The sequence below is a fragment of the Spiroplasma monobiae MQ-1 genome (assembly GCF_002865545.1).
In the GTDB taxonomy this organism is placed as follows: domain Bacteria; phylum Bacillota_I; class Bacilli_A; order Mycoplasmatales; family Mycoplasmataceae; genus Spiroplasma_A; species Spiroplasma_A monobiae.
In genome coordinates this window covers 471,038-496,135 of record NZ_CP025543.1, presented here as the reverse complement: position 1 = coordinate 496,135, position 25,098 = coordinate 471,038, and the positions used below count along the sequence as shown (strand labels likewise).

25 protein-coding genes are annotated in these 25,098 nt (G+C 25.2%); 20 read left to right on the top strand and 5 right to left on the bottom strand.

The window, feature by feature from the left end; genetic code table 4:
* The first annotated feature begins 114 nt into the window (after positions 1 to 114).
* From SMONO_RS02385 to SMONO_RS02350, 8 genes are all read left to right on the top strand, one after another.
* On the top strand, positions 115 to 1,545 hold the full coding sequence (locus tag SMONO_RS02385) for a hypothetical protein (protein ID WP_101780762.1): 1,431 nt from the start codon (positions 115 to 117) through the stop codon (positions 1,543 to 1,545).
* A gap of 397 nt (positions 1,546 to 1,942) precedes the next feature.
* Positions 1,943 to 2,305 (top strand): hypothetical protein, encoded by a 363-nt coding sequence (locus SMONO_RS02380; RefSeq protein ID WP_101780761.1) that lies wholly within the window; start codon positions 1,943 to 1,945, stop codon positions 2,303 to 2,305.
* A 57-nt stretch (positions 2,306 to 2,362) separates the two neighbouring features.
* Positions 2,363 to 3,265 carry a Pr6Pr family membrane protein gene (locus SMONO_RS02375; protein WP_101780760.1) on the top strand — a complete coding sequence of 301 codons (903 nt, stop codon included), beginning with the start codon at positions 2,363 to 2,365 and terminating at the stop codon, positions 3,263 to 3,265.
* On the top strand, positions 3,237 to 4,118 hold the full coding sequence (locus tag SMONO_RS02370; RefSeq protein ID WP_101780759.1) for a hypothetical protein: 882 nt from the start codon (positions 3,237 to 3,239) through the stop codon (positions 4,116 to 4,118). Before SMONO_RS02375 ends, SMONO_RS02370 begins: the two co-directional genes overlap by 29 nt.
* 88 nt (positions 4,119 to 4,206) lie before the next feature.
* Entirely contained in the window at positions 4,207 to 4,983 is a 777-nt protein-coding gene (locus SMONO_RS02365; protein WP_101780758.1) for a hypothetical protein, read from the top strand.
* A 386-nt stretch (positions 4,984 to 5,369) separates the two neighbouring features.
* Complete coding sequence (locus SMONO_RS02360) at positions 5,370 to 8,021, top strand: valine--tRNA ligase (RefSeq protein ID WP_101780757.1); 2,652 nt, start codon at positions 5,370 to 5,372, stop codon at positions 8,019 to 8,021.
* A gap of 49 nt (positions 8,022 to 8,070) precedes the next feature.
* Positions 8,071 to 8,604, top strand: coding sequence for a hypothetical protein (locus tag SMONO_RS02355; protein ID WP_101780756.1), 534 nt, complete (start codon positions 8,071 to 8,073; stop codon positions 8,602 to 8,604).
* The gene (locus SMONO_RS02350) at positions 8,561 to 10,636 is read left to right on the top strand and encodes a ComEC/Rec2 family competence protein (protein WP_101780755.1); all 2,076 of its coding nucleotides are present in this window, start codon (positions 8,561 to 8,563) and stop codon (positions 10,634 to 10,636) included. Before SMONO_RS02355 ends, SMONO_RS02350 begins: the two co-directional genes overlap by 44 nt.
* Before the next feature lie 31 nt (positions 10,637 to 10,667).
* On the opposite strand, the gene rpsT is transcribed toward SMONO_RS02350, so the two are convergent.
* Complete coding sequence (gene rpsT / locus SMONO_RS02345; RefSeq protein WP_101780754.1) at positions 10,668 to 10,910, bottom strand: 30S ribosomal protein S20; 243 nt, start codon at positions 10,908 to 10,910, stop codon at positions 10,668 to 10,670.
* Positions 10,911 to 11,039: 129 nt separating this feature from the next.
* Here rpsT and holA point away from each other — a divergent pair, with 129 nt between their 5' ends.
* The 12 genes from holA (at position 11,040) to SMONO_RS02280 (ending at position 21,342) form a co-directional block, all read left to right on the top strand.
* Entirely contained in the window at positions 11,040 to 11,993 is a 954-nt protein-coding gene (gene holA / locus SMONO_RS02340; RefSeq protein ID WP_101780753.1) for a DNA polymerase III subunit delta, read from the top strand.
* A 19-nt stretch (positions 11,994 to 12,012) separates the two neighbouring features.
* Complete coding sequence (locus tag SMONO_RS02335) at positions 12,013 to 13,455, top strand: hypothetical protein (RefSeq protein WP_101780752.1); 1,443 nt, start codon at positions 12,013 to 12,015, stop codon at positions 13,453 to 13,455.
* Between the two features lie 87 nt (positions 13,456 to 13,542).
* Positions 13,543 to 14,037 carry a methylated-DNA--[protein]-cysteine S-methyltransferase gene (locus tag SMONO_RS02330; protein WP_158637900.1) on the top strand — a complete coding sequence of 165 codons (495 nt, stop codon included), beginning with the start codon at positions 13,543 to 13,545 and terminating at the stop codon, positions 14,035 to 14,037.
* A 96-nt stretch (positions 14,038 to 14,133) separates the two neighbouring features.
* Positions 14,134 to 14,442: an RDD family protein gene (locus SMONO_RS02325; RefSeq protein ID WP_101780750.1), complete on the top strand. Its 309-nt coding sequence runs from the start codon at positions 14,134 to 14,136 to the stop codon at positions 14,440 to 14,442.
* A 103-nt stretch (positions 14,443 to 14,545) separates the two neighbouring features.
* Positions 14,546 to 14,824: a hypothetical protein gene (locus tag SMONO_RS02320; RefSeq protein WP_101780749.1), complete on the top strand. Its 279-nt coding sequence runs from the start codon at positions 14,546 to 14,548 to the stop codon at positions 14,822 to 14,824.
* Positions 14,825 to 14,836: 12 nt separating this feature from the next.
* Complete coding sequence (locus SMONO_RS02315) at positions 14,837 to 15,880, top strand: hypothetical protein (protein ID WP_101780748.1); 1,044 nt, start codon at positions 14,837 to 14,839, stop codon at positions 15,878 to 15,880.
* A 123-nt stretch (positions 15,881 to 16,003) separates the two neighbouring features.
* A complete protein-coding gene (locus tag SMONO_RS02310) occupies positions 16,004 to 17,506 on the top strand; it encodes an MFS transporter (protein WP_101780747.1) in 1,503 nt (500 codons plus the stop codon).
* A 61-nt stretch (positions 17,507 to 17,567) separates the two neighbouring features.
* Positions 17,568 to 18,167, top strand: a complete 600-nt coding sequence (coaE, locus tag SMONO_RS02305) for a dephospho-CoA kinase (RefSeq protein ID WP_101780746.1) — start codon at positions 17,568 to 17,570, stop codon at positions 18,165 to 18,167.
* Positions 18,148 to 18,576: a MerR family transcriptional regulator gene (locus tag SMONO_RS02300; protein ID WP_101780745.1), complete on the top strand. Its 429-nt coding sequence runs from the start codon at positions 18,148 to 18,150 to the stop codon at positions 18,574 to 18,576. The genes coaE and SMONO_RS02300 overlap by 20 nt, the downstream gene beginning before the upstream one ends.
* An 81-nt stretch (positions 18,577 to 18,657) precedes the next feature.
* A complete protein-coding gene (locus SMONO_RS02295) occupies positions 18,658 to 19,491 on the top strand; it encodes an SDR family oxidoreductase (protein WP_101780744.1) in 834 nt (277 codons plus the stop codon).
* A gap of 75 nt (positions 19,492 to 19,566) precedes the next feature.
* Positions 19,567 to 20,316, top strand: a complete 750-nt coding sequence (locus SMONO_RS02290) for a polysaccharide deacetylase family protein (protein WP_101780743.1) — start codon at positions 19,567 to 19,569, stop codon at positions 20,314 to 20,316.
* 417 nt (positions 20,317 to 20,733) lie between these two features.
* A complete protein-coding gene (locus tag SMONO_RS02280) occupies positions 20,734 to 21,342 on the top strand; it encodes a short chain dehydrogenase (protein WP_101780741.1) in 609 nt (202 codons plus the stop codon).
* 17 nt (positions 21,343 to 21,359) lie between these two features.
* Here the strand turns inward: SMONO_RS02280 and SMONO_RS02275 are convergent, their stop codons facing one another.
* The 4 genes from SMONO_RS02275 to SMONO_RS02260 all read right to left on the bottom strand — a co-directional run bounded on the left by SMONO_RS02275 (position 21,360) and on the right by SMONO_RS02260 (position 25,087).
* Positions 21,360 to 22,226: a hypothetical protein gene (locus SMONO_RS02275; RefSeq protein ID WP_101780740.1), complete on the bottom strand. Its 867-nt coding sequence runs from the start codon at positions 22,224 to 22,226 to the stop codon at positions 21,360 to 21,362.
* 109 nt (positions 22,227 to 22,335) lie between these two features.
* On the bottom strand, positions 22,336 to 22,953 hold the full coding sequence (locus SMONO_RS02270; RefSeq protein ID WP_101780739.1) for a SprT-like domain-containing protein: 618 nt from the start codon (positions 22,951 to 22,953) through the stop codon (positions 22,336 to 22,338).
* Between the two features lie 12 nt (positions 22,954 to 22,965).
* Positions 22,966 to 24,276 carry a Y-family DNA polymerase gene (locus SMONO_RS02265; RefSeq protein WP_158637899.1) on the bottom strand — a complete coding sequence of 437 codons (1,311 nt, stop codon included), beginning with the start codon at positions 24,274 to 24,276 and terminating at the stop codon, positions 22,966 to 22,968.
* On the bottom strand, positions 24,266 to 25,087 hold the full coding sequence (locus SMONO_RS02260; protein ID WP_101780737.1) for a TlyA family RNA methyltransferase: 822 nt from the start codon (positions 25,085 to 25,087) through the stop codon (positions 24,266 to 24,268). The genes SMONO_RS02265 and SMONO_RS02260 overlap by 11 nt, the downstream gene beginning before the upstream one ends.
* Between the last annotated feature and the right edge of the window lie 11 nt (positions 25,088 to 25,098).

Here is a 25,098-nt window from a genome sequence, read left to right as displayed (position 1 = left end):
AATATATAATTATATTTTTTAAAAATTATTTATATATTTTTGATTTTATAATTAAAAATATAGGAATATATCAATTAAGGTTGGTAGGGTGGGTAGTTGAAAGAAAGGAAAGATATGAAAAGTATTTTAAATCTATTTGGGATAGCAATAATAGGAGCCACCGTGCCTTTATCTATTGCAAGCAGCATCTCAGATAATAATACTAATAATTCTAGTATCAATAATAAATTATTAAAAGAAGCAAGATCATGTGGAGATGAGCTTCTTAATAGTTACGACAGTGGTGTAAATGAAATTGGATGACCTAAAAAAACTATGTATGTGGATCAATGGCTTGTTAATGCTCACTATGATTGAGCTACAAGAGAAGATACGGGAAGATATAATTTTAATAGAGTTCAAAAATTTTTAGATTATACAATACCTGGTTTCGCAGAAGAAGATGATGAGCATGTTAAGGAGTTAATTACAAAAACATTTATGACTGAGTCTCTAAAATATGAAAACAAAAGTATAAGTGGTTTTTTTATAACAGTTAATGAAAAATATACTGGAATGGAAATACAGTATGGTATATTTGATTCATGAAGAAACTTGCCAGAAAATTTACCTGGTATACCAGCTTATTGTCAACCTTGAAGTGAAGCTATGAATTGAAATAATCAAAAGAAAATAGATGATGATGGTTGACGTTCAACTATTGGCATGCCAAAATACGATAGATATGGAGATATTGATACAATAAAAAGTGATTTTGATTATTTTAGTTTACCTGAAGCAGAAATGTATTATTATTTCACACTTCCAACAAAAGAAAGATATGCTCAGTCTTTATCAGTGGAATGAACAAACAAAGTTTTTTCTACAAATTATCTTTCAGAAACCCATTCATTTATTTTACAATCAGATAATTTCAAAGTTAATCATAAAGCCAATAAATTAGAAATGAATGTTAGTTATCATGCTATAGTTCAAAATGGATCAATTAGAATGCAAATTTATTTTAAAGTTAAAGCAACAGCTCTTCAAAAAAATTCAAACACTGGTTTTGATATTAGTTATGGAGATCATTTTAATTTATTTAATATAAAAACAGAGAGAGAAGTTCTGCAAGACTTTGAGAAAGCAAAAAGACAATTACCACCTGAAGAAGATAATAGAAGACTTTCAAAACTTGGTTTTGCATTTAAATCTCCATCTGATTTTTGATTTGCATTAAATATAAATCACCAATTACTAAATGTAATGTGAGCACATTATGATACATTTATAGCTGAGAATGATAAACAAGTTTTACTTTCAGTTTTTAATTCAATATTTGGAACATTTGATTTATGAAAGTCACAATACAAAGACTATTTAATTAACACTCTAATGGATACTATTGCAAATCATTTTTCTGGAGGTCTACATGATCTTGTTGATACTTATCGACCTGCAAGAGAAAATAGTGATCATGGAGTTACAATTTTTGTTTCAAATGATCCAAAAGCAGGATGGAAAGAAAGTATATTACCTTGAAATCGACCAAACCTTAATAATTAAATAAGGTAATTATAGTATAAAACTTACTAATTATAAAAAGTATATAAAATAATTATTCTACAAGAAATAAGTCAAAACTGACTAGTTTCTTGTTTTTTTTAATTATTTTATTTAGTAAATAAATATCTTCATTTAGCTTGATAAAAAAGATCAATATAATTTAGGTTTTATAGATAATGATATGATTATTGAGAAAACTTAAAAATTTCATTATTTTCTTATTGTAAATAATGAAATCCAGTATTATAATTAATTTAATCAAGTAACTTAATATTTTATTTAATTCAACAATCAATAATAATACCCCACATTTTTTATACAACCTGAGGTTGTATAAAAAATGACAAGTGCTTTAAAATAGTCTATAATAAATTTAACTAGAAAATGAGGAAAAAATATGGACAATAAAATTCAAAAAATTAAGCAAAGTGTTTTTAAAATTGCTGTTTGCTCAATGGTTTTATTCCTTATCTCATTAGTTTTAAGTGGTGTTTTTGTTTCGCTATTAATGATTGATAGATTAGAAGATAAAATATCATTTTTATGATTGGGACTTGCTGTTTTAACTTTAATTATTACAATTTTCACTTTATTTTCTCTAGCTGGTGGATTTACATTTCTAAACTCTAATAAAGAATGAAAAGAAATACCTAAAGTAAGAAAGAAAAGTGCCTTAGACTGAGGTCTATTCTATTTTATAATTTCAAATAAAATAGAGAAATTATCTGATCTTACAGAAAAAGAAGCAATTAAAAAATAATAAATTATAGAATATTTTAGTCTATAATTTTTTTATATAGAAAAAGAGGAGAAAATAATGTTTATAACAAAGCAAAACCTTAAAGATTGAAGATTATGATATAAATTAACTCTTTCTTTATTGATAACTATTTTTCTTTTAGAAATGTTGATAAAAGGTATGGTCAATATTTCTGAAGATATTAAAAACTCTGATGGAACAACTTCACCAAGTATTTGAACAATTTATGGAAATACAATAGGAGAAGATGGTAAAGTAGAAATTTTGGGATATGACTACTTTGGTTATGTAATTAACTTCTTTAGTTTCTTTACAATTCAATCAAATATATTAATAGCTGTTTGAATGTTTGTTGGATTCTTAAATCATAACAAAGAAGGTCAAATCAAATTATTACAAAAGGCTTTTTCATTAAGTGTTGTAACTTACATTACTGTAACTGCTTTGATATTTAATGGTATGTTATTACCTCAAGTATTAGCAACAGGTAAAGAATTTGGAGCTCTTTGATGAGTTGAACAAATGGTAGTACATACATTTGGGCCAATTGCTGCAGTTGTTTATTTCTTATTATTTATGAAACAAGAATTAGAATTTAACTTTAAGAAATTTATTTCAAGAGATTTTTTATTCCTGGCAATTTATCCGGTTATATACCTAATTGGATCTTTATTAAAAGGTGAAATGATTTATAGGGCGTATGGTGGTGATTCTGTTTTAGCGCGTAAACACCAAGCTTACCCATATTTCTTTTTAGAAATACATAACAAACAAGCATTGTCTGATAAAATGGGAGAAACATTATTGAATAATGGATTATTCTGAATGTTTATGGCAATTATTATTATTGTTGGAATTATCATTGGTTTAGGAAGTCTTTATTTATATATAGGTTCAAAAACAAGTAATATTAGAAATAATTGAGCAAACAATGAGCAAACAAAAACAAAAGCAAAATAGTATTGATTTACTAAAGAAGCATAACAAAATAATTGGTAAATTTTTTAAAACCAATTATATAATGTTGTTTTGATTCTTATTTGAGCAAATTTTATTTGGTATATCTTTTATTTTATTTGTTTTGAACCTATTCATTAAAGATGTTGAATGAATTTCATATTCAATTATTTCAATATGTTTATTCTTATTATTAAAATTTACTTACACTAACTGATTTGCAAAAAACAAATTTTTCAGGTGTATAGATGTTTTTGAATATGATGTTAAATTAGAAAGTCATAAATTTAAAGCGAAAAGAGCAATGGAGTTCACACCCATTTGGTTTTGAATTTATATTATTGGAGCAAACTTTATAACTGTTATATTTATTAATTATGAATTAAAGGGTTTCTTAGAGGAACACAAAATATTGGAAGCAATTTCAATGTCTATGCTTAACGTTCTTTTGGTTCCTTCATTCTTGAATTCATTTCAAAAACTAACAGAAAAAAATGATGGTGTTGATTCTAATTATTTAAATGTAATTAAAAATCAATATTTTTCAAATGAATCTTTATTTGAGGAAGCAAAATTTTCAGAACATTGTTTAAATGCGGTTTTCAGTAAAAATGATTTAACTTCAAAAAATGGAATTTTTGTTTTTACTAATAAAAAGGATTTAAATCAAAAAGAGGTTGAAAAACTTCAAAAATTAAATGAAAACATATTAGAAGATTATAAAAAAATATGGGCAAACTATTATGATCTATTAGAATCTAGCTCATCTTTAGAATTTTCAAAAAGAAAAGTAAAAAATCTATTCTGACTTGAAAGAATATATGATCACATATTTTTGGACTTCTTTAATATTTAAAAAAAGACCTTTTAAAGGTCCTTTTTTAAATTGTGATTTGCAATATAAATTTAAAGTCTTATAATATTAATTAATAAGGAAAAAAGTTATGAGATTAAAGGCAAGAAGAATTGATTATACTAACTTCATAATTTATGGTGCAATTTTAATGTTATTTGCAGTTTTTTTCATTTTGCCTTCAGTGGATTATATTAGAAATACATTATACAAATCAGAATATTTAATTTTAATAAAAATGTTAATTGGTATTGTTGCCATGTTAGCCATTGTTATTAAATATGTTAAGGGATATAAAGAATACATTACTAAATTGGATGTTAGTGAAGAAAATGTAAACTCATTAAAATGAATGTTGAGGAAAGCTAATATCTATGCATTTATAAAATCTACATTATCTATGACACCATTTTTAATATTTGTTATTGTTGAAATATCTAAGTTTGATATAGATTTAAGAATAGATTTTATGAGAATATATGATGAATTAACTAATAGAAGTGCTTTTGAAGTTGTTTTAAACAATAATAAGGAAATCGCCTTTTTTACATCACTATTATTGACAACTGCTATTTTTTCATCAGTAATAATGTTGTTTATTTATTTGATCTTCAAAATTTCAATGAATAAATATTATAAAAGAATTAATAGAAACTTTAATAAAATATCAAAAGCTCTAAAAAATAAAGAAGCTAAATTAGAAAAAGTTTTATTTGAAGAAATGGTTATTGAAAATGAATTAAAAGAAATTTCTTATCAAAACGAAAGATCTAATAACTTATATGCAATTCTTGCATTCAGATTTTCTGATTTTTGAAAACAAGTTAAAAAATCAACTACACCACCACACTTTAACCTAGTTCAATAATTTTTACTTAGTTAAAACAAGTGTAGATATCTAAAATAGTATGAATTAGTAAAATAATAATAATAATAATAATAATAAATCTTTATTGAGTCGGAACTTTAAAGATTAAATAGCACTTTTGTGCTATTTTTTTGCTTTGCTTTGCTATAATAAAAAAGTAAATAAACTTATAAGGAGTAAATTGTTGTTAATTATCAGAGATCTAGTGGGTGGTGTGAACTAGAAATTATCACTTTTGAATGTTGTATAAGTATTTAAAATTTTATAAATTGAGTGGGCTTTAAATGGCCAATTAGGATGGTACCGCGTATTGACAAACAATTCGTTCCTATTTTTTAATTTAGTAATTAAAAAATAGGATTTTTTTATTAAAAGGAGAAATTGAAATGAAAGAGTTGGAAAAAAAATATAGTCATTTAGATGTTGAAAAAAATAAGTATGAGATGTGAATAAAACAAGAATTATTTAAAGCTGAGTTGGATTCTAAAAAACCAGCCTACTCAATAGTTATTCCGCCTCCAAATGTTACTGGTAAACTTCACTTAGGACATGCTTGAGATGGATCCCTACAAGATTTACTTATTAGATTTAAAAAAATAAATGGTTTTGATACAGTTTGAATACCTGGAATGGATCATGCTGGAATTGCTACACAAGCAAAAGTTGAAGAACGTTTAAGAGAACAAGGTATTTCTAGATATGATTTGGGAAGAGAGAAGTTTATTGAAAAGGTATGAGAATGAAAAGAAGAATATGCTTCAACTATTAGAAGTCAATGAGCTAAACTTGGTTTAAGTTTAGATTACTCAAAAGAGAAATTTACTTATTCAGAACAATTGAATAAAATAGTTAACTATGTATTTGTTGATATGTATAAAAAAGGTTTGATTTATAAGGGAAAAAGAATAATAAATTGAGATCCAAAACAAAAAACAGCTCTTTCAAATATAGAGGTTATATATAAAGAAACTCAAGGTGGAATGTATCATTTCAAGTATTCTTTAAAAGAAAATCGATCACAGTTCTTAGAAGTAGCTACAACACGCCCTGAGACTATGTTTGGAGACGTTTGTTTGGTTGTTAACCCAAATGATGATAGATATAGCAAATTTGTCGGAAAAATAGTTATAAACCCCTCAAATGGACAAGAAATACCTGTTATAGCAGATGAGTATGTTGAAATTGAATTTGGAACAGGAGTTATGAAGTGTACTCCAGCTCATGATATCAATGACTTTGAACTTGGTTTAAAACATAAATTAGAACAAATAGTTGTTATGAACGATGATGCAACTATGAATGAAAAGGCATTAGAGTTTAATGGTTTAGATAGATTTGAAGCAAGAAAACAATTAATTGAAAAGTTAACAAAAGAGGGAACTTTTATTAAAAAAGAAGAAATCACTCACCAAGTTGGTTACTCAGAAAGAAGTAATGCCATTGTTGAACCATTTATTTCAGATCAATGATTTGTTAAAATGGAACCTCTTGCAAAACAAGTTCTTGATTTACAAGAATCAAGTGATGCTATTAACTTTTTTCCAAATAGATTTAATGATACATTAAATAAATGAATGGAAAACTCTCATGATTGAACAATTTCAAGACAATTGTGATGAGGTCATCAAATACCTGCTTGATATCACAATGAAACTAAAGAGGTTTATGTGGGAATAAACCCTCCAAGTGATGAAAATAATTGAACTCGTGACCCTGATGTTCTTGACACTTGATTTTCAAGTGCTTTTTGACCATTTGCAACAATGGATTGAACTTCAGAAAGTGAATCAGAGATGATGAAAAGATACTTCCCTGTTTCTACAATGGTAACTGGTTATGACATTATATTCTTTTGAGTTGCTAGAATGGTTTTCCAAAGTTTGGAATTTACAAACTCAAAACCATTTAATGATGTTTTAATTCATGGACTTATTCGTGATGAGCAAGGTAGAAAAATGTCTAAATCACTTGGAAATGGTGTTGATCCAATGGATGTGATCGAAAACTATGGAGCTGACTCATTACGTTACTTCTTGCTAACTAATTCATCACCAGGCCAAGACTTAAGATATAGTGAAGAGAAGTTGACAAGTACTTGAAACTTTATTAACAAAATTTGAAATGCATCAAGATTTGTTATGATGAATATTGAAAAAATTCCTACTAACAGTGAATTTAATGCTGCTTTTGAAAAAGCTGACTTATTAAATAATCAAGTAGACTTATGAATTTTAAATAAGTTAACCAATACTCAAAAGCAAGTTAAAGAAGCAATTGATAAATATGAATTTACAATTGCAGGAAAAGTTTTATATAATTTTATTTGAGATGACTATTGTTCATGATATATCGAACTGGCAAAAGCACAAATTGGAGAAAATGATTTAGTTACAAATGAACAAAAAGAGTTTAGTAAATTAACTCTTGGATTTGTTTTAAAAAACATTTTAATTATGTTACATCCATTTATGCCGTTTGTAACCGAAGAGATATATCAATCATTTGATTTAGAATCATCAATTTTAAAAGAAAGATGATTAGAAAAAGAATATAATTCAAAAACTGATTCAATTAAACATATATTTGATATTATAACTAGCTTAAGAGAGTTTAGAGCAAACCAAATAATTAAGAACTCAATAAGTTTAAATGCTCATCTAAATATTTCAAAATCAGCTTTTAAAAGTGAGTTAAATAATGAAATAGAATATATAAAATTATTTATTGAAAAAATTGTTAATTGTAATTTATCAATTAATTCTATAGAAGAAAATGATTTTACTTCACTTCCTGTAAATGATTATTTTTTAGATATTCCTAATAAAGATTTCTTTGATAAAGAAAAAGTTTTAATGGAGACTCAAGAAAAAATAACTTTACTTTCAAAAGAAATCGAAAGAAGTGAAAAGATGTTATCTAATGATAACTTTGTTAAACGTGCAGCAGTAGAAAAAGTTGAAGAAGAAAAAAATAAATATGAAGATTATAAAAAGCAACATAATCTTTTAGTTGAAAAACTTAATGATTTAAAAAAATAAAAGTTAATACTTTTATTTTTTTAATCGATAAATGTATTTGAGGTATCATATGAAAAAAATCAAGTACATTACAATATTATTATTTTCACTTTTAATTGGTTTGACTATACTTTTTATAGCCAACATAACAAATCATGATGAAATAAAAGTGGAGGAAGTAGATCAAAACTACATTTATTTTAAAGTGAAATATGACATTCAATTAGAGAATAAAACATTACTTCCTGTCAAAATCAAAAATGATATAGGAACAAATAATTCTAAAGAATTATTAGAAACTAGCGGCTTTCAATATTTAGAAACTTTATTTGATATCGAATCAAATACAAATTTAAATAAGAGCAATACAATATATTTTTATCCTAAGGAACATATTGAAGTTGTAAGGACATCTAGATTTGATGTTGATATAGATTTCTTTTTGGTTAGAGGTGTAAGTGAGAATGTATCAATCAAAAGTGTTGATATATTTAATGATCAAAAAAAATCATATGAAGATTGTATGAATGAGTTAAAAAATATTTATAAAGGAACATTTAATGCAGAGTTCTATAGTAAAGCGATTCCTAAGTTGATTTACTAATAAGAATTATTTTACAATTACATTCATAGCTTTTATTTGTATAGCTCTAAGTAGGGAAGTGGAAAATATTTATTTATGTTCTGCAATTTACTTAATAATTTTAATAATTTTTACTATAGAAATTAAAAGGTCTTATCCTTTTTTAATATTTGTTAGCTTATTTTTGATTTGATTCTTATTATTTTATAAGTTTGATATAAATAAGTTCTTCAATTTAAATTTTTATAAGGTAGTAGAGGTAAATTCGAATTATTTCCTTATAAGACAGTTTGGTTCGCTCTACTATGTACCGGTAGGGGAGTTTAAGTTATCGGTAGGGGAGGTTGTATCTCTGGTAGGGGAGTTTGAAAAAGTCAGTATTAAAGGTAACTTTTGAGAATTTGATTTTAATTCATATCTTCTTAACAAAAATGTTAAATACAAAATTATAGATGCTGTAATTGAAATCAAAAATATAAAATCTCTACAGTATTTTTTCTTTAAAATTGTGAATTCTACAAATAATCTTACTAAGTTGATGTTTTTTCAACAAAAAACTAATAGTTTGATTTATAAAAATTTAAATTCATATTCTTTAGGTTATTTAATTAATTTGAGTGGAATGAATGTTTACTTATTGAGTGGGATTTTAAATAAAAAAGTATTTGCTAAGTGAAAAAATTATAAAAAGTATCGAATAATTCCAATAACTTTTCTTTTCTATTATTGTTATCTATTAAACTTTAAACTTTTTTTATTGAAATCTTGTATTCTACTGATCATTGGTTGAGTTGAACAAAATAAAAAATTTAAATTTTCAAAAATCACAAAATTATCTATTTTGTGAATTGCTTGCTTATTTATAAATCCATTATTCATATTTAATATTGGATTTATATTTTCTGTTATTGCTTTTATTTTTTTGAAAAAATATAAAAATAAAAAGCCCGCAACAAATGTTATATATAATTTTTTAATAGTTAATGCTGTATTTACTCCTGTTCAAATATTTTATAATTACAAAATTTATTGATTTAGTTCTTTATTTGAAGTTTTATTGATTCCGTTAGTAACGTTTAGCTTTATAACTAGTTTATTTTTCTTTATTCCGTTTTCAAGTTATATATTAAATTTAATATATAAATTATTTTACTTTTACTCTAAAGGTCTTACATATTTGAATTTAACAACTATTTGTGGAAGTTTTAATTTTATCTACTTAATAAGTTATTTTGTTCTATTTAAATTAATAACTTCATTTAGTTTTGATAAAACTAAAATTAAAAAGTTAATTATATTTATATTTACTTTAAATTGTTTTTGGATATTGCAATCAAATCAGTTTACTAAAATAAGTCCTTCGGTTACTATGTTAAATGTGGGGAATGGAAACAGTTTTTTATTTCAATATAAAGGCAAAACAATTTTATTTGATGCTGGAAGAGGAAATGGTTTTAGTAAATCAAGTTTAGAACAATACCTAGTTTATAGTGGTGTTAGAAAAATTGAAGCAGTTTTTATTAGTCATAACCATCAAGATCATTTTGATCAATTAGGAAATGTAGCAAATACATACAAATTAAAAAATGTATTTTATAACTATCATTTAAAAGAGACTTTTAATTATAAGGATTTAAATATAACCAATTTTATAGAATTAGGAAATTCAGATGAAAATGATAATTCACAAGTTTCTTTAATAGAAGTAAAAAATAAAAAAATATTATTTACAGGTGACACAACAAAACTTAGAGAATACAGATTAATCAAAGATGAATTATTTTTGAATAAGGTAAAAGGGGGTGTGGACTTTTTACAAGTTGGACATCACGGAAGCAAAACCAGTACTTCTGAAGTTTTCATGAAAGTAATTCAACCAAAAACTTGTTTTATATCAGGACACAAATCAAATACTTTAGATTTCCCAAGCAAAGAAACATTAGATACTCTTAATAAATATAAATGTAAGACCTATGTAACTAATGGGGACTCAAGTTATAAATATAAAGTTAATAGCGAAAAGACAATTAAAATACAAAAAAACTCTTTTTAGAAAGAGTTTTTTCTATTATCTATTTAATTAACTATTTCATTAATCTTGATTTTTCTCTTGCAGCTTTGTTAGCTTTGAAAATTCCTTTTGTAACTGATTTATCTAATAAACTAACTGCTTCATTAATTAGAACTTCTTTATCTTTTGAACCTTCTGTTTTTGCAGTTAAAGCTTTTTTGATTGCTGTTTTAACTGAACTTCTAAAAGCTTTGTTTGCTAAACGTGATTTTTCATTAGTTAAAATACGTTTTTCTTGTGATTTAATATTTGCCATTTGACTTCACCCCTTTAAACAAGATATTTAATATACAAATAAAGTATATAGTAAAAACCTAGTTAATTCAAAAGAATTTAATTTTTTTCTCTTTTTTTAATGTTAAATTAATATAGATAGGTGAAAAATATGTTCTTTATATATTCTAATGATAACTTTTTAATTAAAAAACAAGTAGAAAAACTAATTCAGAAAGCCAATATAAATGGTGATTATGAAATTTTTGACTATTCATTAATTGATGATCCGATTTCATCAATAATAGAAGAAATAAATACTTACTCTATATTTTCAACAAAAAAAATAATAGTTATTAATGATTGTTGATTTGTTAATGAAAGTAAAGTTAAGTTACATAAAAGTTATGATGTTAAATTGGTAGAACAAATTCTTAATTCAGAAAATAAAGAAGTAGAAATAATAATGACAGTTAACTCAGATAAGTTTTCTAAAAAACTTAAAATAGCAAAATTAACTGAAGAAAAATCTAAGATTTTAAAATTAGATGAACCAACAGTTGAGCAAAAAAAGCAAATTGTTATCAAAAAGTTAGAAAATGATCATATAAGTTATCAAAAAGATGCTTTAGATTTATTTATTGAAAGATTACCTAATGATATGCAAGTTTTTACAAACGAGATTAACAAAATTCTCTCTTTAAAGAAGGAATTAACAGTTGATCTTGTTAATGAAATAACAACTAAATACAACAACTTTGATACATTTGAAATTGCAAATTGCTTTATTTCAAATGATGTTAATACATTCTTAAAACAATGATCGAGTTATATGGAAATGAACAATGATATATTTTCGTTTTTAGCTTTATTGGCAAGTAATCTTGTAACTTTAAGAAATGTACTTTTATTTAAGGAAAAAAGAATGAATAATTCAGAGATAGCTTCAATTTTAGTAGTTAATCCTTATAGAGTATCAAAGTTACTAGAACAAAATAAACTAAATATTAATCAAATAAATGATAAAATCAAAGTGTTATATTTACTTGAAAAAAATATAAAAGGTGGAATTTATGATAATAAAATAATTCCTGAAATAGAACTTTTAAAAATGTTTAATTTTTAAAGAGAATAGAGGTTAAAGAATGGAAGCTAACAAAATATATCAAGATTCTATATTTTTATTAGCAAACTTAATAAAAAATGAAAAACTAAGAGTTGAATTATTAAATGATTCTGAACTTAAAAAACAAGTTATAGAATTGGTTAATGACTTATTGCTTTTGGAAATAGATGAAAATTGTACTTTCAAAGATCAAAAATGGGGTCCGGTTTTTGGAAAAGCTTTAGTAAATATCACTAAAGAAAAAATCAAATTTATCAAACCAGATGGCAAAAAAACAGATGAAGTGCTTAGTGATATCACTTTTTTACAAACTTATTGTTTTAATAATTTACAAATATCAAGAGATTCATTAACTGACCAAAGTTTTGAATTAACAGATGAATTTGTGAAAGAAAACTCAAAAATTACTGACGAATTAAAACAGAAATATTTGAAATCTACAACAAGTTCAAAACCCGAACCAGAAGTAGTGGATAAAACAAAAGAAAAACCAAATACTCAGCAAACTGGATTTGAGGGTTTTGCTGGAGCACAAAGCGCACAAGGTAATCCTTTCATGGGAAGTGTGCCCCCACATCCATTACAAGATGTTAGGTTTTATCCTTATAATTCAAAACCAAAATATACTAAATGACTGAAATTATCATTAGGTATAGCTCTTGGCGTTTGTGCAATTATGTTTGTTTTGATATCTATATTATTAACAACATTTAGATTCTTTATAACAAAAGAAATGATTAGTGTTGATAATGGGTGATCAACTGATTTTGTTTCTAAATGAAATGAGTATTTAAAGGATAGAGCTGGAGTTTATTGAAGTTTAGGTAATTTTTTAGGAATAGTTACTGGTGGAACAAATTATATTTATTTGATACTTATAATTGCTATGATGTCATGAATTATTTATACAATAGTTCAACCTCCTAAAACTTATCGTCAAAAATTTATAATTCCTGGAATTAATTTGGTAATTCCAGTTATGTTTATATTTATGATGATATTTAATTTGGCAAAACCTTTAGGTTTCATATTTGGTAGTGACGTTCATTCTGAATTATTACAAAGAACTTTTGCAGTTTCAGTGGCAGGTGTTCAAACTCAAGAAGCACTTGATAATTGAATTTCTGCTAATAATGCAGGTGTAAATAATCTTATAAATATAATGTCAGAGGGATTTAATTTATTGCCAATAAAAATATTATTATGATTTTTCTTTATTTCATTAATTGTGGCTTCAATTTCAATAGTTGCTGTATTAGCGCTTAATCCTAAAATTGATAGAGAAAAAATTGCAAAAGCAAATAACGAATATCAAACTATGATTGCAGAAGCTATGCAAGGTAGAAAATACGAAATAGATCCAAGTATTTATGAACCTCAAGAAGAAATTGACGCTTTCTTAAAAGAACTTAAAGATCGAAAAGATAAGAAAAATAAAGATAAAAATCACGGAGATAATTAGTTTTTATAATATTCAAAAATATTTTAATTATAATGAAGCACAACTTAGGTTGTGCTTTTTTAATATAATTTATTTAGGTGATAAATGATGGAAGAAAAGGTAATAAGAGTATTTAAAATAGTTTTATTTAAAGATAAGGTTATTAAAATTGGATTAATAGAAGATAAATTAAGTTATGTAGGATTTGAAAAGGATAATATTCATGACTTTTATAAATCATATAAAGTAAGGAATGTTATTGGTGGAAAAGAATTTGAAAAATATATTAATTTATTAAAAAAATTTGAATTAAAAGAACCTATAAATCTTGATTTTAAAGATTTAAACTTAGTGAACTTAACAGATAAACAAATAGATATTTTATTTGAACTTTCTAAATTAAATTATGGTCAATATATGAGTTATTCTGAATTTGCAAAACATATTAATAAGGCTTCTTTCACGCGTTTTATAGCAACTTGTATGTCTAAAAATCCTATATTGCTTTTAATACCTTGTCACAGATTAATTTCTAAAAACAACGAAGCAAAATATAGAAGTGGATCAGAATTAAAAAAATTTTTACTTCAAAATAATTATTAAAAGAAGTTAAAATATCTAAAAAAATTTTTCTAATTTCTCTTGATATAACACTAAAAAATGTTATATTTATTAATATAGAAAAGGAAGAAAGAAAATATGAATGCAGGATTTTGAAGAAGGTTTGTTGCGGGCTTAGTTAATAATGCTTTAATTGGTATTACTTTTGGTATTTACTGAATATTCTTAATTATTAATTTCTGTAAAGCAAAACCATCAATTGGTATGAAGGTTATGGATATGGAATATTCAACAAAAGAACAATTAAAATTATTTGGTTTTAGATTGTTAGCTGGCCTATTTTACCTATTAATAGTAACTTTATTATGAGATTTAGTTATGATATGTATGAAAAAAGGTACTTTTGCTGAAAGATGATCAGGTAACTTCTTGGTTATCTCAAAATAGTGATATATCAGAACTCCTTAGGGAGTTTTTTTATTTCATATATTATTTTTTTGACTTTAATGTAAAGCAAAAATTCATTATAATTATATTTGAGGTGATTTGAATGAGTTACTACTATAAACATGAATATGGGTTTTCGACTCATTCAATCCAAAGAATTAGACAACGTTTAAATCTTGCAGATGAAGAAGAATTTAAACTAAAAGAAAAGATACTAAAAATGATTGAAAAATCTACTTCTAGTTTTGAAACTTCTAGAAACATATATATCAAAACACCAAAAAATGAAGTTTATTTTGTTGTTGATAAGTTCCAAAAGACAATAATAACAGCAACTCCAATTTCTCCAACAAAGCAATTGTGATTAATAGAAAACGATTAAAAAGGTGAATTTATGAAAAAGAAAATGAAAAGAAATTTAATACTTCCAAGTGAGTTTCTTGATAACTGAAAAACAAAAAATGAAGATGGTTCATTTTGTTTTAAGTACATCGACTTTGTAAGTGATGAAGTTGAAGAAATTGAAGTTGAAAATGTTCCTTTTATAGAAGTTTTATTTAAAGACTATGAAGGTTTTGACGTAAATAAAATTTCAAAACAATTTAATCAAATTTCTAAAGTTGCAAAAGCTATTGTTGATAAGAGAATTAAAAAGGATAATGAATTTGTAGAAATGACAGGAAAAGAAGTGTTATTTCTAAAATACTTTTATTTCTTAGTGACTATAATAAATGGGGAATACAAATATGTGATACCAGATTCTAATAAAAAATACAGAGTTTTTGATGCTTTGAACTTTGAAGTAGAAGAAGAATATAGAATAATAATATTAAATGTCGTTAGTTATGTATTGTTTGAAATGTATGATTACATTTTCAGTAAAAGAACATTTGAAAGTCTTTATGAATATGTTGAAAATTCTCCAATTAACTTTGATTTACAAGAATATCAAAAAACTATTAATATTCCAAGAGATATTCTAATTAATCAAAATTATAAGTTTTTAGATGTTTATTTCCACAATGTTGTTAATAATACATTCTTTAAATTCTTTAGAATTAATGATTTAGATAGAGAAACTTTCTTATTAACAAATAAAACTATTGCTAATTTTATTGATGATAGAACTAAAATAAATATATTAAGTTTATTTATAATTGATCCAAGGATAGCTCTAGGTTTAGTTAATCTTGGACCTGGAAGAGGTGAATACAGACCTTTATTTAAATATTTTAATGAAAGTATTATAAATAAAGAAATAATGCCTTACTGTTTAACTCCAGAACACAAAATCGAAGAAGATGGTATTTATTTATCTGGAGAACAAAGATTTAAATTTTCTACATTTGAGTTAGTTGAAAATCAAGTTAAGTTAATCAATGACTGTTTAACTTATAGGGATTTAAAATCTGATTTTGATCAATTTATTAAGTATTAGTGAAATATTAATTTCACTTTTTTTATATAAAAAACCTTTAAATAAGCATTTTTTTGTAAAAGTTAAAGAATAATTAAGCTGAAAATATTATATAATATATTTGGTTTTATGGGGATTAGACAAATGGGCAAAATAAAGTTATTAAAAAATAATAAAAAATCACTATTTATGATAATTTCATTGATAGTTTTTTCTGTTGTTATGATGACTTATTCATTAACAATGATGTTTTCACCAATAATCTCTAAAACAAACTTTGATTTAGTAAATATTGCAATTGCTACAAAAGGGTATAAAAAATTCCTTGCTTTCTTTTTATTTAATGGAAAAGAATTATTTGTAGCGTCATCTAATATATTAATTTATTGAATACCACTGGCTTTAAGTGGTTTAACTTTTATCTTAATGTTACTTAGATTAACTATACATTTGGTTGGTTATAAGGCAAAAACTAAAAAGGGTGTTGCAAGAATTGTAAGACCTATTAGAAGTTATCAATTGACAATGGTTTTAGCTTGAACAATGTTAGTTCTTTTGATATTCGCTTCATTCCTTTCATTTCTTTCTGCATCACCATTTTTAATGGGTATAGTTATAAAGTTTATCCCAACTAGTTTTATTTCAATTGATCAAGCAATAACTTCAGAAATTTTACCTAAATTAGCAGGTCAATTTGGTCAAATATATTGATTATCATTTGGTTTATTTTCAAAATTAGCAGGAGCTGCTGCTGCAATGCAATCTGGAAGAACAGCTGAATTAATTGGTTGATTATTATTACCAATTATTATTCCATTCATCGCTTTGGTTACTGGATTTGTTGGGACAATTTGTGGTGAATGTAGTTGATGAACAATTAACTTAATAGTATTAAGAGATATAGATTTACAAACCGGAGCTCATTTAGTTGAAAATTATGAAAAGGTTGAAAAACCAAAAATAAAAATTGCCAAAACTAAAGAAGAAGAAATTATTGAAACTCCAGTAGAAAAACCTAAATTAAAAGATAAAAAGCAAGATAATCAAGAATATTTACAAAATCTAGGAAGAAAATGTACATTATTCTTTAAAAATCTTACAAAAATGCTTGAAGATTCAAAGAATACAGATTCAATTTTATACAAACAAACAATTGAAAGAGTTGAACAACTTACTGTAACTCAAAACATAGATTGAAATTCAGTGTCTTTGGAAATAGAAACTCAAATGAATTTAATAACTGAAACAGATAGAAAATTTGTTGAATTAATTGAACAATTGATGATTAATCCAAGAATTAATTTATTTGGAAGATACAAAAGTGATTTAGAAGAATTAATTGAAGGTTATAAATTTGCAATAAAAACATGAGATTTATTGGCGGCTGAAATTAAATTAGAGCAAATATTTGCAATAGCATTTAGAAATGAAGAATTATTACCAAAAGTTGGATATTGCTTGAAAAATAGAGTTTCTTCTAGTTGAAAAAACATTGATCAAAGAATTAATGTACTAACTCGTTTAGAAATGGCTAAAAATAACAGAGATTACAAAAAGTATAGAGAAATTTGTGCAGAAGTAATCAAGGAAATGTCACCAATTAAACCAATAATTACAAGTTATGTTGATAAAATAATCTATAATTAAATATAATATAAAAAATCATTTATTCTTAAATGATTTTTTTGTATAAAAGAGGTGTATTGTAATGAAAATAATAGGGGTAAGTGGGTTTATTGGAAGTGGTAAATCTACAATGCTAGAACATTTAGTTAAAAATCCTGATTTTAAAATTATTGAAGCTGACAAGGTATCTAAAGATATTTTATATGATGAAAAAATTATAAAATTTATCTCAAAAAAAATACCAGGAGTTTTGGAAAATGGAAAAATAGATAGATCAAAACTAAGAACTGCATTATTTGGTAATCATAAATTAAATAATAAATTTACAAAAATAGCGTGACCATTAATTTCGAATGAAATTAATAAGAAGATAAAAGAAGAAAAAAATGCTAAACTAATATTTGTTGAAGCAGCTGTGATAAGTGGTATCAAAGTTAAATTCGACAAAACCATTCTTTTAATAAAAGATCATAAACAAAGAATTGATATAGTTAATAAAAGAGATAACAGAAAAATCGAAGAAATTGATTCTATTACAGAATTTCAAAGAAAGAAATTAAGAAAATACAAATTTGATTTTGTATTAGAAAATAACTTAAATAAAGAGATGTTTTATAAAAATATTGATAATTTAATTGAAAAAATAAGAGAGGATAAAAAAAATGGAAAAACTTGGAGTTAAAGAACTTTCAAATATATTTGAAGTTAGTGAACAAACATTTAGATTCTATGATTCAAAAGGACTATTTCCCTTCATGAAAAGAGAAGATAACAATTATAGATATGCTTTAATTGATGATTTACAATGATTTAAAATGGTTTTTATACTAAGAAATGCTGGTATGGAAATTAATAACGTTAAAGAGTACATAGATTTATGTATGGTTGGTGATTCAACTATTGAAAGTAGATTTGAAATCATCATGAAGCAAAAGCAACTATTAAAAAATAAGATTTTAAGTCTAGAAGAACAATTAGATTTATTAACTTTAAAAGAGACTCATTACAAAAAAATATTAGAAACTGGTCAAGTGGATGACTGAAATCCAATCAATTTTGATGAAGTTTTACGAGAAAAGAACATAAAGTAATTTTTTTTAAAAAAAATTACTTTTTTACTTGCCTTATACCTACTATAATGTTTTATTCTTATAAAGAAGGAGGTAAATAAAATGAAAAACAAAGTTTGAATGGTAACTGGAGCAAGCCAAGGGCTTGGTCTAGTTGTTACAGAAAAATTACTTGAAAATGGACATCAAGTAATTGCAACATCAAGAAACAAAGAAAAATTAGAAGCTAAATTCAGTGGACACCCTAATTTATTAGCTGTTAATGTTGATATTACAAATGAAAGTAGTATTAAAAAAGCAGTGGAAGAAGGAGTTGCTAAATTTGGTTCAATTGATATCTTATTAAACAATGCTGGATACGGTCAAATGTGAACTTTTGAAGAAACATCTTCACAAGAAGCTCAAAAATACATCAACGACAACTTGCTAGGTACTTTAAATGTAATTAGAGCCGTATTACCAACAATGAGAAGTCAAAAAAGCGGACATATTTATGTAACTTCATCAGGATGAGGTTATGCAACAGTTCCTTACAATTCACTATATGCCGCTTGCAAATTTGCTTTAGACGGATTTGCTGAAAGTATTAGTAATGAATTAAGACCATTAGGAATAACTATATCAAGTATTAAACCTGGTGGATTTAGAACTAATTTCTTAACAAATGACTCTTTAGTAACTGGAAATTCAATTATTGAAGATTACACTGCTGGAAGAGACGAATGAGTTAATACCGTAAAATCTTGAAATGGATACCAAGATGGAAATCCAGAAAAATATGCGCAATTATTAGTTGATCTTTCTAACAGAGACGAAATTCCAATGCATATCTTTACAGGTAGAGATTCATATGAAATGGCTAGAAACAAAATCAAATCAGTTGAAAAAGACTTAAATGATTTAGAATCATTAGCTACAAATTTACATTTCGAATAAAAATTGAAACAAGACTTTAGTCTTGTTTTTTTATTTTTTTATTTTTTTAAGTTAATATAATAGAGGGGAAAAAATATGAATAAATCTAGATTTAAATTTGTGAATATATTTTTTTTATTTACTTTGATTTTTTGTTTTGCTTTTAATTTATCTAGTTTAAAAGTTAACTATGAAGTTAATAGAATTAGTACAAACGAAAAAGTTGTAATGATCACTTTTGATGATGGTCCAAGTCCTACTGATGAAAATATAATGGACATATTAAAGGAATACAATTATAAGGCAACTTTTTTTGGAACGGGTATAAACTATGCAAAATACTTTGAAGATGGTGGAAAAACAAAGAAAATAGTTGACAGAATGATAGATGAAGGTCATAGCTTAGGTAATCATTCTTATTATCATAATAATTATCTTTTAAATACCAAGGAAGCTTATGAAGAATTTCATAAAACAAGTGATATGATTGTAAAAATTTATAAAATAAATGGAATTGAAAAACAAATATCAGATATACCAGTAAGAATGCCTTATTTGCAATATCATAGAGGAATGGGTTATTTACAAAAACAATTGGAAATTGATTATTTTGTAAGGGGATATTTGGGTTGTGATTATGATGAGTCTATATGTGGTAAAGATAAGATATTAAAACAATATAAAAGTCACTTAAAAAAGGGACAAATATTGGTTGCTCACACAAGAGATTATGCAACAGAGTGATTACCTGATTTATTAGATTTTTTTAAAAAAGAAGGATATAAAACTGCAAACTTTGAAGAAGGGGAATTTAATTATAAAAACTATGGAGGATTGGTATTCTAATGTGATCTATAACGGAAATATTTCAATTTATATTTATAAATATTGTTGCTTTGTTCATGATTTCTTTTTCTATAATTAATTTATTTGGAAAAGCAAAAAAATTAAAGTATGCATATTCAATTATTTGCACTGCAAACGTTATTTGATTAATTCTAATCTATTTATTTACTTTCGTCTTATGAAAAACTTCTTGAGGGGTTAATTTCGGTTTAAATACATTCTTTTTTATAATAAATTTATTAATATTTATAGCTTTTAATTTTTTAGATAAAAATAATAAGTTTAGTTTTTTAAAAACTGAAAAAAAAGAGTAATATTGATTTAAATATAACTATTATATATTTTGATGTTTAATCATTTTATTTATAAAGATTTTTTTATATATAATTATTTTGTTAGAAAATTGAGGTAATACTTATGAAAATACTTTTAGTTGGAGCCAGTGGTACTTTAGGTTCTGCAATCCAAAACGAACTAAAATTAAAAGAAGATAGTTATGAAGTCATAACTGCTGGGAGAAACTCAGGGGACTTAAGGGTTGATATGAGTTCTATCGATAGCATAAAAGAAATGTTTGAAAAATTGGGAAGTGTGGATCATGTGATTTCTGCAGCAGGAAGTGCTGCTATGAAACCTATTGAAGATCTTACAAATGAAGATGTTCTTTATTCTGTTCAAAATAAACTGCTTGGACAATTAAATTTAGTTCTTATTGGACAAAATTATCTGAATGAAAAGGGTAGTTTTACTTTGACAACTGGAGTTATTAAAGACCAACCAATAAAGATGGGTTCAATGTTATCGATGACAAACGGTGCTGTAGCTTCATTTGTAAAAGGAGCTGCAATAGATTTTAAAAAAGATATTAGGATTAATTGTGTAAGTCCATCTGTATTTGATGAATCTATGAAAGATTATGGAGAATATTTCATCGGAGTTAAACCAGTACCTGTAAAAAATGCAGCAAAGTGTTTTATAGAAAGCATTGAAGGGGACTTCAATGGTCATGAATTTATAGTTTATTAAATAAAAAGAGGAAATATTTATATTTCCTCTTTTTTAATTTTTGGTTTCTTTTCTTCGCTTATTTTTTGATTATCTTCATCTTCTGATTTGGCTCTCTTAGAAGATGTAGTTACATTTTTGCTTTTTGCTTTTGTTGTTGTTTTCTTTGGTTTTTCATTTTCACCAATTATTCCAACTTGTTTTAAAGCCTCTTTTACTGCTAATTGAATTAATTCTTGAGTTTCTTCTTGACTAAACAACTTTTCAGCATTTTCTTTTCGTTCTTCTTTTGTTTTTTTAAGTTTTAATTTATCTTCTTTTTTAGAAGTTGGTTCTCCAACAACGTCATCTGCAGTAATTAAATCTAAATCTAAATCTTTTAATACTGCTGAAGGTTTGTTACCTCTAGGCAAGTCTTTATACTTATTTTCACCCATAGTTGACCTTTCAGGGGCTTTAAATACCTCTTGTGGGTTTTCTTTTTGGTGTTCTTGAGCATTTTGTATAACTTTTTGTAATCCTGTTGATTCTTGTTGTTTGAATTGTTGGTCGTTGGAAGGGGATGGGGTGCTTCCGCCCATCATTTTAGCCCTTAAAGCAGCCATTCTATCATTTATTTCTTCACCAGAAGCTACTTTATTATCTGGATCATTTTGTGCGATAGTTTCTTTTTCTTGATCTATTTTTTGCCTTGCTTTTGCTAAAATATCTCCTAAAGTACCTGGCTGATGCTTTCTTTTTGATTCTTGTTGGGCTAACTCTTCTTCTGTTTGAGTTCCATGCAGTCTTCTAACTTTTGCCCCAAGATCATCTTCAATTGTTTTATTTTTGTTAAATACGTTTTGTAACTCACAGACATGTATTTGTAGGTGGGTTGGACAAAACTTTGGTGCAAATCCTGCCATTAGAACCTCCGAAATCTAAATATATTTACTAAAATAATTTTAACATTGCTAACAAGCAAGTTAATAAATATATACAATATTTTTTATAAAGTGCATATTGCAATATACACTATTTTACTTTTTTAAAGATGTTATTGCAATCCATGCATTTTATATTTAATGATTCTTTTCTTGAGTTGTTTATTACTGTACCACAATTACATATATATCTACTTGTCTTATTGTAACCTTTTGGTTCATGTTCAAGAGCATCTTTGTGAATCATTTTTTTAAATACATCTTTATTAAAATCTAATACATTATCAATGTAATAGATTAATTCTTTGTTTGGTTTTGTGTTTGAAAAACCTCTATTAGATTTTGTTGAATTTACTAATAACATAGCTTTATTTTCAGCTATTTCTTTAAATTTCTTGTTATGCCTTTGATTATTTTCTACATCTTTAATGCCTCTCTCATGATTATATTGATGAACCATTTCGTGCACTAACACACCAATTGTTCTTATATAATCTCCATTTAGGGTTAAAGTTCAAATAGAAATTTGATTTTTTTTGTCTGATCAATCACTTGATGGATCAAAGTGTCCTAAAGTTAAACTATTTCTTCTTTTGCTTGTTTCAATTGCAATTTTAACTTCTGATAGGGAATTTGAAAATAGATATTCATTTAATTGTTTGTGAACTGAATGTAATTCCAAAATCAAATCATCAATTCTATATTCCATAATATAACTCCCCTATTTGTTTTTTCATTTATCAACTATTTGCTGATTTGAAATATGTACATCATCATTTTTTAAAAATTTTGATTGAACTATATTTTTATCCATATACTTAACTAATTTATCTCCTGTAAAAATTTTATCTTTACCGAATTTTAAATTTAGATTATAAATTATTTGTTCAATTTCATTATAATCTATTCCTTCATTTAAATCTATTTCATCAATTGAAAGTTGTTTTGATTGCTCAATTTGATTTGATAGATTACTTAATCTAACTCCCAATAATAATATTGGTTGGCCTTTTCATAATTCATAAAAACATTGTTTAGCTATAGAATAAATTATTTCTGGATCATTTGTTGGAGTTTGAAATGATTCTTGTTTTGTTAAATGCTTTTTTCTATCTTTGTTATTATAAATTTCTGTCTTTGAATCATCAAGATATTTAACAACTATTGTAACTGTAGTTCCTTGCAAATATCTTTTCTTTGCTCTGTCGGCAATCTTCATACTAACCTCATATATTATTTCTTCAAGCTCTTCATAATTTGTTGTTGTGAAGTTCAAAGTTAATTCATTACCAATAGATTTAAATTCGCTTGCTTCTCTTGAAACCTGATCATCACCTTTTCCGTTTGCTCAATATCAAAGAGTAAGTCCCCTCTTTCCGAGTAAATCTATAATTTTATTTAAATCAGATAGTGCTAAATCTTTTATTGTAAAAATATTATTATCATTTAGTATTTTTTCTGTTGCAGAACCAATCATATACATTTCTTTTATTGGTAATGGTCAAAGTTTTTCTTCTATTTCATTTTCAAGTAAAAAAGAAATTCCTTTTGGTTTATTGAAGTCTACACAACTTTTAGCCAAAAATTTATTTGTACTAATACCAATTGAACTTGTCAAACCTGTTTGTTCATAAATCATATCAATCAAAGATTGTGCTGTACGCTTTACAGAACCAAATTTCTTTCAGACTTTAGTCATATCTATGTAACACTCATCGATTGAAGCAACTTCAAAATCTTTTGTGAAGTTATTATAAATAATATCAAAAACCTGCTCTGAATACTTTATATATAAACTAAAATCAGAGTTTACCACATATAAATCAGGACACATTTCTTTTGCTTGAAATACTGGAGTTCCAGCTCTAATTCCAAATTTTCTTGCATTATAACTTGCTGTTGTAATGATTGCTCTTCTGTTTGGTGACGCCACAACCAAATTCTTGTTCCTTAAGTTTGGATCTTCTGCCATGTGACAACTTGCGAAAAAAGCATCCATATCTAGAAGAAAAATTACTTTTTTATTCTTCATTGTAATTCTCAAAGTATTCTCAACAATCATTTACAAGTTTTGAAATTGTTTCTTTTGCAAAAATATTTTCAACTATATTACTTTTTTTTATGTAACAAAGGTATTCAATATTTTTCTTTTTATTACCAAGTATTGGAGATCAATTAACATCATTAACAGAAAAATTATTTTCATTGCAAAATTCTATAACTCTATTAATTGATTTTATATGCCCTTCTTTTGAATTTATTTTTCCATTCTTGACATCTTCTTTATCTGATTCGAATTGAGGTTTTATTAAAATTACTCCATTAACATTTTCATCAACAATATCTTTTAGTGGTAGTAGAATTTTGCTAACAGAAATAAAACTAACATCGCAGCAAAAGAAATTAATTTCTTTATCAAAGAAATTTTTTGTCACATTTCTAAAATTTGTTTTTTCCATAGATTTAACTTTTTCATTACTTCTAATTTTTCAATCCAATTGATTTGTTCCCACGTCTACTGCATAAACAAAACTTGCTCCGTGTTGTAAACAACAATCAGTAAAACCTCCTGTAGATGAACCAATATCTAAACACACTTTGTCTTGCAAGTTAATATTTCAATGTTTAATTGCTTTGTGAAGTTTTTTACCAGCTCTACTTACAAATTCATTTTCCTGATTTAATAATTTTATTTTTACTTTTTCTTGATCAAATAACGTTCCTGGTTTAGTTACCTTTTCTTCATTAACTAAAATTTTTCCATCTATTATAAGACCTCTTGCTTTATTTCTGTTTTCAGTTAACTCTAACTCTAATAAAATTTGATCAAGTCTTTGTTTCATATAAAATTATC